At 38.1% G+C, this 13,101-nt stretch carries 12 protein-coding genes; 7 read left to right on the top strand and 5 right to left on the bottom strand.

Translation table 11 applies throughout. The annotated features are described in order from the left end of the window. Positions 1-3 precede the first annotated feature (3 nt). Positions 4-753, top strand: a complete 750-nt coding sequence (locus AC0N32_RS03995; protein WP_476392553.1) for an RDD family protein — start codon at positions 4-6, stop codon at positions 751-753. Positions 754-909: 156 nt separating this feature from the next. Next, positions 910-1,200, top strand: a complete 291-nt coding sequence (locus tag AC0N32_RS03990; protein WP_476392552.1) for a GNAT family N-acetyltransferase — start codon at positions 910-912, stop codon at positions 1,198-1,200. On the opposite strand, the gene AC0N32_RS03985 is transcribed toward AC0N32_RS03990, so the two are convergent. The 5 genes from AC0N32_RS03985 to smpB all read right to left on the bottom strand — a co-directional run bounded on the left by AC0N32_RS03985 (position 1,189) and on the right by smpB (position 5,897). Further along, positions 1,189-2,160, bottom strand: a complete 972-nt coding sequence (locus AC0N32_RS03985; protein ID WP_476392551.1) for a glycosyltransferase family protein — start codon at positions 2,158-2,160, stop codon at positions 1,189-1,191. The genes AC0N32_RS03990 and AC0N32_RS03985 overlap by 12 nt on opposite strands. Beyond that, positions 2,157-2,984: a UDP-2,3-diacylglucosamine diphosphatase gene (locus tag AC0N32_RS03980; RefSeq protein WP_476392550.1), complete on the bottom strand. Its 828-nt coding sequence runs from the start codon at positions 2,982-2,984 to the stop codon at positions 2,157-2,159. Before AC0N32_RS03980 ends, AC0N32_RS03985 begins: the two co-directional genes overlap by 4 nt. 57 nt (positions 2,985-3,041) lie before the next feature. Next, positions 3,042-3,782, bottom strand: a complete 741-nt coding sequence (locus tag AC0N32_RS03975) for a YebC/PmpR family DNA-binding transcriptional regulator (protein ID WP_042720057.1) — start codon at positions 3,780-3,782, stop codon at positions 3,042-3,044. Positions 3,783-3,876: 94 nt separating this feature from the next. Next, complete coding sequence (locus AC0N32_RS03970; protein ID WP_476392549.1) at positions 3,877-5,361, bottom strand: OmpA family protein; 1,485 nt, start codon at positions 5,359-5,361, stop codon at positions 3,877-3,879. A gap of 77 nt (positions 5,362-5,438) precedes the next feature. Further along, positions 5,439-5,897: an SsrA-binding protein SmpB gene (gene smpB / locus AC0N32_RS03965; protein ID WP_476392548.1), complete on the bottom strand. Its 459-nt coding sequence runs from the start codon at positions 5,895-5,897 to the stop codon at positions 5,439-5,441. 116 nt (positions 5,898-6,013) lie between these two features. On the opposite strand from smpB, the gene AC0N32_RS03960 reads away from it, so the two are divergent. From AC0N32_RS03960 to AC0N32_RS03940, 5 genes are all read left to right on the top strand, one after another. Next, the gene (locus tag AC0N32_RS03960; protein ID WP_476392547.1) at positions 6,014-7,636 is read left to right on the top strand and encodes an ABC-F family ATP-binding cassette domain-containing protein; all 1,623 of its coding nucleotides are present in this window, start codon (positions 6,014-6,016) and stop codon (positions 7,634-7,636) included. Between the two features lie 96 nt (positions 7,637-7,732). Next, positions 7,733-9,445, top strand: a complete 1,713-nt coding sequence (recJ, locus tag AC0N32_RS03955; protein ID WP_476392546.1) for a single-stranded-DNA-specific exonuclease RecJ — start codon at positions 7,733-7,735, stop codon at positions 9,443-9,445. Positions 9,446-9,481: 36 nt separating this feature from the next. Beyond that, positions 9,482-10,069, top strand: a complete 588-nt coding sequence (nadD, locus tag AC0N32_RS03950; protein ID WP_476392545.1) for a nicotinate (nicotinamide) nucleotide adenylyltransferase — start codon at positions 9,482-9,484, stop codon at positions 10,067-10,069. A 77-nt stretch (positions 10,070-10,146) separates the two neighbouring features. Further along, a complete protein-coding gene (locus AC0N32_RS03945; protein WP_476392544.1) occupies positions 10,147-10,485 on the top strand; it encodes a DUF3817 domain-containing protein in 339 nt (112 codons plus the stop codon). Between the two features lie 319 nt (positions 10,486-10,804). Next, positions 10,805-13,090 carry a TonB-dependent receptor domain-containing protein gene (locus tag AC0N32_RS03940; RefSeq protein ID WP_476392543.1) on the top strand — a complete coding sequence of 762 codons (2,286 nt, stop codon included), beginning with the start codon at positions 10,805-10,807 and terminating at the stop codon, positions 13,088-13,090. The last annotated feature ends 11 nt before the right edge of the window (positions 13,091-13,101 follow it).

Here is a 13,101-nt window from a genome sequence, read left to right as displayed (position 1 = left end):
ATTATGTCTCAAATTGCGATTAATACTTCACAAAATGTAAATATTAATTTCAACGTCGCCAGTATCGGAGACCGGGTGATTGCGTTCATACTGGATCTTTTCATAAAAATCGCGTACGGGATTGTTGTGCTTTATACTTTTTTCAGCATTTTAGATCTGGGTTATGTTCTTTCCGGTATGGATCAGTGGTCTGTCATGGCAGTATACATTATTTTAATGTTTCCTATTGTTGTTTATCCGGTGGTTCTTGAAAGCCTTATGGAAGGGCAGACTCCAGGAAAGAAAGTCATGAAGATCAGGGTGGTAAAAATAGACGGTTATCAGGCAAGCTTCGGGGATTATCTGATCCGTTGGGTTTTCAGGATTATCGACACCTCTTTTGCCGGAGTGGTAGGACTGGTGTGTATGATTGTTTCCAAAAACAATCAGCGGTTGGGAGACATTGCTTCCGGAACAGCGGTTATTTCTCTGAAGAATTCGATCAATATTTCCCATACGATTTTAGAACATATCCGTGAAGATTATGTTCCTACTTTTCCCCAGGTCATAGCCCTTAGCGATAATGATATAAGAATCATAAAGGATAATTACCTTAAAGCCTTGAGAGTAGACGACCGGCAGATTATCAGTAAGCTTTCGGACAAAATTAAAAGCATCCTGAAGCTTGATATCGATCCTACAAAAATGACGGAAAGGCAGTTTATAGGGGTCATCATCAAAGATTATAATTATTACACCGGAAAAGACAATTAAAGAAAAGGGGCAATTTCATTTGCAAATCAAAGATCAATTTTCAACATTAAAATGAGAAAATTTATCCGCATATCATTTACACTGAATTTTCTAAATATACGTCAAGACGTTCGCGGTGCGCTTTTTGTACTTTCAGGTTTAATTAAAATTTAGGTTATGAGATTTGAAAACAACAGGTCAGGAAACGGCGGAGTGATTACTCTAAATAATGAGCTTAAAGAAATCGGCAGACTTACTTATACTATTTTTCCCGAAGAAAATAAATTGATTATTTCCTTTGTTTTGGTTCATCCCGAATTCGAAGGCCGCGGGATGGGAAAATATCTCATTGAGGAAGGCATTAAATTCGCCCGTGAAAACAACTGGAAAGTCTATCCTCACTGTTCTTATGCAAGATCTGTGATGATGAGAATGAAAGATGTAGACGATGTTTTTCTACAGCGATAGCACTTCTTTTACCAGAATTTCCTCAATGTCATCAGGATAATCGACCTTTAAATGCTGGTCTGAAGCTACCCATTGCCGTATTTCTTCCAGGTTTAAAACTTTGGAGTTTGGAATTCCCATGTTATCCAATGCACAGGCATTGCACTCCTGTTCATATTGATTGTGAATAGGAATCACAAATAGTTTTTTATCCATAAACAGAGCTTCGGCAGGACTTTCGAAGCCTGCGTTGCAAAGGATTCCGTCACAGTTTTCAAAACACTTTAGATAGTGAATTTCATCAATAGGAAAAACTTCAACATTATTCTCCCGAAACTGCAGCGTCGAGTACTTTGAAAAAACTTTCCATTCTACAGGAATCTGCTTCAAAACAGACATAATATTCTGGTCAGAAAAACTGGGAAGATAGACCAGATAGAAGCCTTTTTTTTCCGGGCTGAGATTCCTGATTTTTCTCCTGATCACAGGCTTTTTGATCTGAGGATGATAATTTTCAAAGTGAAAACCTATCCGTTTTTCACTTGGAACGTAGTATTTCAATACAAGCTCCCCAAAAAAATCTCTTTTGTCAGGTTTCGGAGTTTCTTTGAATAACATCGATGCCTGATGACTCAGTTCAATCATAGGATGCTTTTTCAACTTACAGGCCCAGCCGGTGAGTGGTTCATAATCATTAATGATCAGATCATATTTTGAAAGCTCTATTTCCTTGATCGCTTTAATGGCTTCAACAAAACTATTATCCGTAAACGTTTTTCGATAGGATAAACCGCCTGTTTTATCATAAAGGAGGGAAATCCCCCGATGCTTATAGTTTACGTCAAAATCAGCCTTTAATTGTGACTGATGACCGCTTATCAATGTTTCGACAGAAGCATACTTTTTAAGGATGGGTACAATTTCCTGCGCCCGGGCAACATGTCCGTTTCCCGTTCCCTGGAAGGCATATAAGATTTTCATTTTGTGAAATTGGTTACTATTTTTAAAAGCTCGGCACTGTTGATATCCTGCATTTCTTCAGGCCCTTCGTCTTTAAGCAAATGTTTATGATCCTCATAATAAAAGATTTTCCATTCTTTATCATGATACTCCAGGGCAGAAAGATTTTCGATCCAGTCTCCTGAGTTCAGATAAGTGCAGCTTCCTTTTTTATTGCTTACTTCACGGATTTGCGGCTGGTGAATATGCCCGCAGATCACGTAATCGTAATGGTTGTCAATAGCCAGCTCAGAAGCAGTAAGCTCGAAATCCCCGATATACTTTACGGCTTTTTTTACATTGTTTTTAATTTTTTTTGAAAATGAATATTTTTCCTTACCCATTTTCTCCAAAAACCAATTTACGACATTATTGATGACAATCAGCAGGTCATAGCCTTTCCCTCCAAGCTTGGCAATCCATTTTGAATGCTGAACGGAGGCATCAAAAACGTCTCCGTGGAAGATCCAGGTTTTTTTATCGTTAATGTTTAAACATATTTTGTTGCAGACTTTCAGTTTACCCAGTTCGAAGTCGGTAAACTTCCGGAACATTTCATCGTGATTTCCGGTGATGTAGTACACATCCGTATTTTTAGTAGCGAGTGAAAGGATTTTTTTGATGACTTTCAGGTGGGGTTTAGGGAAGTAAGACTTTTTGAATTGCCAGATATCGATGATATCACCATTCAAAACCAATGTCCTGGGCTGAATAGAATTAAGATACCGCAGTAATTCTTTAGCCTTACATCCGTAAGTTCCCAAATGAACATCCGATATGACAACTAATTCAACGTTTCTTTTCATAGTTTTATGCAAAGAAACTACTTGAAAGTTAACTGTATATGAATGTTATATTATTTTTTACAATGTTTCCATCAGCTCTTCCGTGATTTCCATGTTATGATAAACGTTTTGCACGTCGTCGTCGTCTTCGAAACGCTCAAGCATTTTCATATTGGCTTTAAACTGCTCTTCATTCACTTCCTTAGTATTGTTTGGAATTCTTTGAAGTTCTGCGCTTTTTGCTTCAATCCCCAATTCATCCAATTTATGCGATAAAGAACCGAAATCTTCAAAAGCGGTGGTAATCATTACCTCTTCTTCATCCTTTTCTACATCTTCCGCACCTCCGTCGATCATTTCCATTTCGAAATCATCCCAATCCATTTTGATCTGAGCAAGGTCAATGGTGAAAATCCCTTTTCTGTCGAAAATAAAAGCGAGTTCTCCATTTTTCCCCAGGTTGCCGTCAAATTTATTGAAAACAGCCCTTACATTGGCAACGGTTCTAGTAGGGTTATTGGTTGTACATTCTACGAAAAATGCCACTCCTCCCTGGCCGTATCCTTCATAAGTAATCTCTTCATAGTTTTCCGCATCGGCGCCGCTTGCTTTTTTGATTGCTCTTTCCACATTGTCTTTAGGCATGTTGGCACCTTTCGCATTCTGGATGCATCTTCTCAATGCAGGATTGGCTTCAGGATCGCTACCACCTGCTTTTACGGCTAATGCGATATCCTTACCTATTTTAGAAAAAGTTTTGGCCATTTTATCCCATCTGGCCATTTTAGAAGCTTTTCTATATTCAAACGCTCTTCCCATTTTAATTTTTAAATTTTCAACAAAATTAATTAAAACTCAACGAAAAAAAAATACCTCCAGAAAACTGGAGGTACTTATATTTAGAAAAATTTAATTATTTTTTCTTTTTAACTACTTTTTTCTTGGTAGTTTTTTTAGCCGGAGCTTTTTTCACTGGAGCATCTTCGTAATCTTTTTTCTTGATTGCGTTCCACTCATCAGCATTTTCAACAGCAGTTACAACTACTTTTCTGTCTACTTGTCTTTCGGCATCAGAAGCTGTAGCAGGCACAGTAGCTTTAGCTTTACCAACACCTACAGATTTAAGAGCATTAGCATCTACACCTCTTGCATCTAAAGCAGCAACTACAGCAGCAGCTCTTTCTCTAGATAACTTCAAGTTGTAAGCCTCAGATCCTTTAGCATCAGTTCTACCTTCTAATAGATAGTTACCTCCGTCTTTTTTGATAATTTCAGCAGCATCATCTAAAGCTGGTTTAGATTCAGCTTTGATTGTAGCTTTGTTGAAATCAAAGAATACACTTCCTAATTTAGTTTCAACATCTTTAGCTGTTACTGTTTTAGGTTTAGGACATCCGTTGTATTCAGGAAGACCTGGAACCGTAGGACAAGCATCATCTTTATCTAGGATACCGTCACCGTCTGTATCTGGCCAAGGACATCCGTTGTTTTCTGCAGGACCTGCAACTGTAGGACAAGCATCATCTTTGTCGATTACGCCGTCACCATCTGTATCTGGCCAAGGGCATCCGTTATTTTCAACCGGACCAGCTACGTCTGGACATTGATCGTCTTTATCTGGAACACCATCACCGTCTGTATCAGGACATCCTTGGAATTCTGGTAAACCTGGTGTATCAGGACATAAATCGTCTTTATCTAGGATACCATCCTTATCTCTGTCTCTGTTTCCAAATCTGAAGTTCAATGAAGCAGAAGCTTGCCAAAAGTTAGCAACATTTGATTTGTCAGCAGGAGTTGAAACATAATCACCCTGAACTCCTAAACCGAAGTTTTTAGTTACCCAGAAATTAACACCGGCACCGGTAGAAACTGTAAAGAAGTTTGCTTTACCGTTTTCATTACCATTGTCTCCGTTAGTAACCATAGCACCGTTAGCATCAGTTCTAGGGAAAGTAAGAGAAGTGTAGTCATGTCTCAGGTAGTTAGCACCAACTCTTAAATACGGGTCGAACCAAGATTCTTCATCCCACAAAAGACCTGCAGCTTTAGCCTGGAAACCAAGACCTGTCATCAGCATGAATTCTTTACCCATGTTAAATCTCTTGTTTTCAACATTACCTACAGTAGTTTGCCAGTCGATTACCAAACCTTTACCTATGTTTCTTGCAACAGTAAGTTTAGATAATGGCGGAGTGATAGAGAAGTTGTTCATATTGAACATTGTCTTCGTCAAATTATTAGCAGAGAACGTATTACTGAAGTTGTTTCTCTGTGCCAGATGGTTTTCCGCGTGAGCACCAACCCCGATCATCCACGGATTGTTGGTAGTCTGAGCGAACACAGTAGAAGCGACAGTAAGCGCCAATGCTGAAATTCCTAATTTTAGATTTTTCATAGAATTAAATGATTAAATAATTGATAATGCAAAATAAATATAATTTTTCTTTATAAACAAAGTTTTTCCGATGATTTTTAACTTTTCTTTAATATTCTGTCGAGGTTTCTTTTATTTTCTCTATCTTTAATGCTCTCCCTTTTATCAAAGAGTTTTTTACCCCTTGCCAGGGCAATTAAAACCTTCGCTTTCCCCCTATCATTGATATATAATTTTAAAGGAATAATTGTATTTCCGGCATCCTTTAATTTCTTCTCCAGTTTTTGCAACTCTTTTTTGTGCAACAGCAATTTCCGTTCCCTTTTTGTCTTATGGTTATAAAATGTACCCAGTTTGTACTCGTCAATCATCATATTGATGATATATAATTCCCCTTCAATAACCTGACAGAACGACTCTGCAATAGACGCTTTTGAGGATCTGAGAGATTTTATTTCAGTACCTGTAAGTACCATTCCGGCTTCATATTCTTCGAGAATTTCGTACTCAAAGCGGGCTCTCCTGTTTAATATATTGACTGTCTTTTCAATCTTCATCTTAAAAATTTCTTCTTAAATATATAAAAAATACCCTACATTAAAAACTTGAATATTACATTATTACGAAATACCCAAATTCTTTTCGTATTTTTGCGCCAAATTTACAAAACTATATGTTAACAGTATCTAACTTATCTTTACAATTCGGGAAAAGAGTTCTTTTTGACGAGGTAAACATTATGTTTACGAAAGGAAACTGCTACGGGATTATCGGAGCAAATGGTGCAGGAAAGTCTACATTCCTTAAAATATTAACAGGAAAGCAGGACCCGACAACTGGACACGTATCTTTAGAACCTGGAAAAAGAATGTCAGTTCTTGAGCAGGATCACTTTGCTTACGATCAATATACTGTTCTGGAAGCTGTTTTAAGAGGCAATAAAAAATTATTCGAGATAAAAGAAGAGATGGACGCGCTATATGCGAAAGAAGACTTCTCTGATGAAGACGGAATCAAAGCGGGAGAGCTTGGGGTAATCTATGATGAAATGGGAGGCTGGACCGCAGAATCTGATGCGCAGACCATGCTTTCCAATGTGGGAATCAAGGATGACATGCACTGGCAGATGATGAGCGAGCTTGAAAACAAGGACAAAGTAAAAGTCTTATTAGCACAGGCCCTTTTCGGAAACCCGGATGTACTGATTCTCGATGAACCTACGAACGACCTTGATATCGATACGATTTCATGGCTTGAAGATTTCCTTGCAGATTATGAAAACACCGTAATCGTAGTATCTCACGACCGTCACTTCCTGGATACCGTTTGTACCCACATCGGTGACCTGGATTATGCCAAACTAAACCTTTATACCGGTAACTATACTTTCTGGTACCAGGCATCACAGCTGGCCACAAGACAGAGAGCGCAGGCCAATAAAAAAGCTGAGGAAAAGAAGAAAGAACTTCAGGATTTCATCGCGAGGTTCAGCTCCAACGTTGCAAAAGCCAAGCAGGCTACCGCAAGAAAGAAAATGATCGACAAACTGAACATTGATGATATTAAACCTTCTTCAAGAAGATATCCTGCCATTATCTTTGAAATGGAAAGAGAAGCAGGAGATCAGATTTTAGATGTTAAAGGATTAGAAAAAACAAAAGACGGCGAATTGCTGTTCTCAAATATCGACTTAAACCTTAAAAAAGGGGATAAAGTTGCGGTATTGTCTAAAAACTCATTAGCCATTACCGAATTTTTCGAAATTTTAGCCGGAAATGTTCCCGCTGATAAAGGAACAGTAGCCTGGGGAGTAACTACAACGCAATCTCACATGCCTTTGGATAACACCAACTTCTTCCTGGAAGATTTAAGCCTGGTCGACTGGTTAAGACAATTCACCAAAAATGACGAAGAGCGCCATGAAGAATTTGTAAGAGGATTCTTAGGAAGAATGCTTTTCTCAGGGGATGAAGCTTTGAAATCGTGTAAAGTACTATCAGGAGGGGAAAAGATGAGATGCATGTTCAGCAGAATGATGCTTCAGAAAGCGAACGTTCTTTTACTTGACGAACCGACGAACCACCTGGATCTCGAAAGTATTACCACCTTGAACAACTCATTATCCAACTTTAAAGGAAACATCTTACTGGCCTCCCATGACCACGAAATGCTTTCCACGGTCTGTAACAGGATCATCGAGCTGACTCCGCAGGGAATCATCGACAGGGAAATGTCTTACGACGAATACCTTGCTGATAAAAAGGTAAAAGAATTACGAGAGAAAATGTATTCTTAAATATTTAAAAACCGTTCATGACCTGAACGGTTTTTTTTAACATTTACCTTCAACAATAAACTTTCCTTTTAAAATATATTTCCCTATTTTTGTGAAATGAGTCAAAAATGGATTTACAAGCCCGAACCCGATGAAGAAATTGTGGATGGATTAAGTTCGTCTCTTGGTTTTGGAACTTTTGAATCTAAACTCCTCGTTCTCAGAGGAATTGACAATTATCAAAAGGCCAGAGAATTTTTCAAACCGAATCTTACCGATATCCACAATCCGTTTTTAATGGCAGATATGCAGAAAGCGGTAGAACGCATTGCCACTGCAATTGAAAACGGAGAAAAAATACTGGTGTATGGCGATTACGACGTAGACGGTACTACAGCGGTTGCGCTCATGTACCTTTACCTCAGCAAAATTGTTCAGAAAAAATATCTTGATTTTTATATCCCCGACAGAAACTCTGAAGGCTACGGAATTTCCACGGAAGGAATTGATTTTGCCAAAGAAAACGGCTTTTCATTAATCATCGCGCTCGACTGCGGAATCAAAGCACTCGATATGATCAGTTATGCCCAGAGTTTAGGCATTGATTTTATCATCTGCGACCACCATTTACCCGGTGAAGAAATTCCGAATGCCGTGGCGGTTCTTGACCCTAAAAGAAGTGACTGCCGCTATCCTTTTAAAGAACTTTCAGGGTGCGGAGTGGGTTTTAAACTCTGTCAGGGACTTAATACCATTTACAAACTCCCGGAAGCGGAATTATTCGAACTCACAGACCTTCTGGCCATTTCCATCGCCGCCGATATCGTTTCCATGACAGGCGAAAACAGGGTTTTGGCTAAAATGGGGCTTAAAACACTTCGCAAAACCAGGAATTTAGGACTGCGGTTATTAATTCCGGAAGACAAGCTTTCGCATTTTGAGATTTCAAATATTGTCTTTGAAATTGCTCCTAAAATCAATGCAGCTGGGAGAATTTCCCACGGAAAAGCAGCGGTTGAGCTTATGGTTTCCGATAACCTGAAACATGCCCATCAGATCGTAAGTGACATCATGAATCTCAATGATGAAAGGCGTGAACTGGATATGAATTCTACCCTTTCAGCCTTAAATCAAATCATTGAATCGCAGCAGGAAACCAAATACACGACTATTGTTTATCACCCGGAATGGAACAAGGGCGTCATCGGCATTGTAGCATCCCGGTTAATTGAAACATACTACAAGCCGACATTGGTTTTTACAGACGGTAATAATGGTGAAATGGTCGCTTCGGCGAGATCCGTAGCAGATTTCGACGTTCATGAAGCATTAGATATGTGCTCGGAATACTTTTTAAAATTCGGTGGACATCATGCAGCAGCAGGACTTTCAATGGAAAAGGATAAATTTGATGCTTTCAAGGAAAAATTCGAAAGAGTGGTTTCCGAGAAAATTAAAGAGCATCAGAAAGAGCCTTCCATCACGATTGATTCTGAAATACAGATCGACGAGATCAACAGGGAATTTATTAATTTCCACAGGAAACTGGCGCCATTCGGGCCTCACAATATGAAGCCTATTCTTGCTTTAACCCGTCAGAAAGTTTCAGGGTATATTAAAACGATGGGGAAAGACAACAATCACCTTAAGTTTTATATCAGGCAGGAATCTACCGGAAGAAATATTGAGTGCGTGGGCTTCAAGCTGGGACAGTTCGCCGATGATTTCAGGACAAAAAGTTTTGATCTTGCTTTTACGCTGGAAGAAAACCACTGGAAGGGAAATGTGACGCATTACCTGAATATTAAAGATGTAAAATTCAGGGATTGATTCATCTTTTCAAATTTTAAAATTTACCGTTCATCTATGAAGAAAAAGATCGGACTTTTTTTCGGTTCATTTAATCCTATTCATATCGGGCATTTGATATTGGCCAATTACATCCTCGAAAACACCGACATGGATGAATTGTGGTTTGTGGTAAGCCCGCAAAACCCGTTTAAAGAGAAAAAATCTTTACTGAAAGATCATAACCGCCTGGATATGGTACAGCTTGCTGTAAAAAACTATTCGAGAATGCGTGCTTCAAATGTAGAGTTTTCGCTGCCTCAGCCCAGCTATACGATTGACACCTTGACTTATCTCCATGAAAAATATCCTGATTATTCTTTCAGCTTAATTATGGGTGAAGATAACCTCGAAAATTTGCATAAATGGAAAAATGCTGATACCTTGATCCAAAATCATCACATCATTGTTTATCCAAGAATCTCCGAAGGGGAGAAAAATGATTCCGAATACCTGCAGCATGAAAACGTGTCTTTAATAAAAGCTCCGGTCATTGAGCTTTCGGCAACGGAGATCCGGAACATGATCAAAACCGGAAAAAATGTAAGGCCAATGCTCCCGCCGGAAGTTTTTGAGTATTTGGACGGAAGTAGTTTTTATAAGTAAATTGCAGCCGTAAAAGAATCGATGCAGGAAGATTACTGGTACCCTGTTCTAATTATCTTGACGACCAATTTAAAATTATGAATTTCTTAGAAAAATTATTCTCAAAATATCCGCAGGAAAAAGTGATCAGATGGTTCAAGAACATTTGCCTGGCTGAAGCGGTTTCCTGGTTTTTTCTTTTTACGGCAATGATCTGGATCCGTACCAATCCTGAAGATATTTTTCCTATTGTGTACATCAGTACGATCGGCAGTATTCACGGGCTATTTTTTACACTTTATCTTTTATTTTTACCATCCGTCAGAAAAATATTTGACTGGGACGATGAAGACAGTGTCTTTTCACTGATCGCTGCCTTCTTTCCTTTCGCCACCATCTGGATCGATAAAAAACTTGCCCGCTTCGACCGGGAATAAAATCATACAGGATCTTTTCAGGTCCTTTTTTTATGTAAAAATTTCGTTTTTCATTCTAATTTCAACTTTTCATTTTTTTTATTTCATCTTTTTCACCGAAGATGTAATGAAATTTTGTTTTCAATTGTCTTAAATACATAGCAAGGAGAAATTATTTAAAAATCAGAATTAAATTTTTAAAGCTGAAAATCAATTACTTAAATTTAGTTTAAAAACATTTTAAGTACTTTGTATTGCAAGATACTTAATTTATTATATATCTTTGCATTGTTAAATAATAACAAATACAAGCTATTAAACTCTCAAAAAAAAATAAAACATGAAAACGACCATTCTTATTGCAGCTATATTTTTCAGTGGACTTGCTTCTGCACAGGAAAAAAAACAGGATACCGTAAAGACAAAAAATATTGAAGGCGTGACTTTAACCAAGCAGGTTTTCAAAAAACAAAGTGACCGTTTCGTCTATGATGTTGCCGCTTCTCCGGTAGCCAAGGGAAATACCACTTTTGATCTTCTGAAGCAGACTCCCCTGTTATCGACCACTGATGATAAAACGCTGAAAATTGTTGGAAAAAACAACGCGCTAATCTACATCAACGGAAGAAAAACCAATATGGATGCAGAATCTCTTACACAGTTTCTAAAAAACACACCCGCAGAAAACATCCAGAAAATTGAAGTCATTACCGTTCCGGGGAGTGAATATCAGGTTGAATCTTCCGACGGGATCATCAACATCATTTTAAAGAAAAAAATGAGTGACGGGACAAGCGGAAACATGAGAATGTCTAACACTCAGAATAAATATAACGCGAGCAATGCAAGTTTTTCCGTGAATTACAGAAAAGACAAACTGGGAATTAATGCCAATCTGAGTGGCGGAGAAAATATCAATCCGCAATCGTATGTGTTGAGAAACGGAACTGATAAAATGCAGAATGAATCCGTAGGCGATATCGATGATCCGAATAAAAACTTAGGAGGCTATTTAAATATTGATTATCAGTTGACTGAAAAAAGCAATCTGGCCCTGTCCTGGAACTCATGGGCGAATAAAAGCTATAATTCCACGATTGATTTGTACAATACCCTTATTCAACCCAATAAGGATGGAGTAATGACGACCACGCACAGCTGGACTAAAAATAAGGAAGATGCCAGAAATTATAACAATTCAGTTAATTTAAATTATGAAATAAAGCTTGATTCTTTAGGCAGTAAATTCAACGCCAATGCAGCTTACCTAAACTACAAGAGGTTTCAGTTCTCAAAAAACAATACCTTAAATGAAAGTCTTAATCCTACCCAGACGATTACCCAGGATATTCCTCAAATCATCAATAACTTTTCAGGAACTTTAGATTATATTCAGAAGTTTAAAAATGATTTTACATTTTCCGTAGGAGGAAATTTTAACAAAACAAAAACCGATAACGATACTAAAAACTATACTTACCTATTTAACAGCGATGGGAGCCTGACAAATATAGCGGGCAAACTCAATCCGAATCCTGAATTTACCCATTTCATTTACGACGAAAAAATCTACGGAGCTTACATTACACTCGAAAAGAAGTTTTCCGATAAATTCTCTGGGAAAGTTGGGGCAAGATATGAGATTACCAATAGTCTGGGAACTGCGGAAAGTCTAAGAGAAAACGTACCGTCTTACCAGGAAATCAAAAGAAACTACAATAACCTGCTGCCTTATTTAAGCTTTAATTATGCCATCAACGACAAAAACAATCTTTCCTATTCCTTTTCAAGCAGAATGCGAAGACCGAGCTTCTGGGAGCTGAATCCGGTAAGAAATTACATCACCGATTTTAACTATACTCAGAATAATCCTTTTGTAAAAGCATCTTCCACTTATAACCAGGAGCTGACGTATATGTACAAAAGTTCTTATTTCCTGATCCTTAATCATTCCTATATGAAAGACCAGATCACACAAGTACCATTGCAGGGTTATGTGAAATCAGCGGACGGTAAGATCGGGGATCAAAATGTATTGCGTTACATCAGAACAAACTTTGGCGACAAGCAGGAAATGTCTGCAATGCTGGGAATTCAAAAATCTTTATTTAAACAATATTTAACCTTGAATTTTAATGCAGGGGTACAGCACAACATCAACAACGGAACGTTGGCCCAGGATCCTACAACAGGAGATACTTTTGTAGATAAAGACGGAAATCCTTTGGTGTACCGAAATAATGTAAAATCAACCAGCATTGTCATCACGAGTAACAATACCATCCGTTTAGACAAAAAGAAAACATGGTTCCTTGGTGTCAATTATTTCTTCGTTGACAAACAACAGATCGAGCTTGGAATGTTGAAAAACCTAATGAGTCTCGACCTCAGCATCAAGAAAAACTGGAACGACTGGACGTTTGCCGTGAATCTCAACGACGTTCTGAGAACAAATGTGGTAGAGATCGAAGACTATCAGGCCAACGGAAATTATAACTACATCAGAAACGATATGTACAGAAGAAGCGTAAATGTAAGCATCACGTACAATTTCGGAAATCAGAAAGTGAAAAAAGTAAGAGACATTGAAAGTGCTTCAGACGCCATCAAGAGCAGAACGAGATAAATCAATCATTC

The organism is Chryseobacterium endophyticum (genome assembly GCF_056333165.1).
This window is presented reverse-complemented; position numbering and strand designations above follow the sequence as displayed.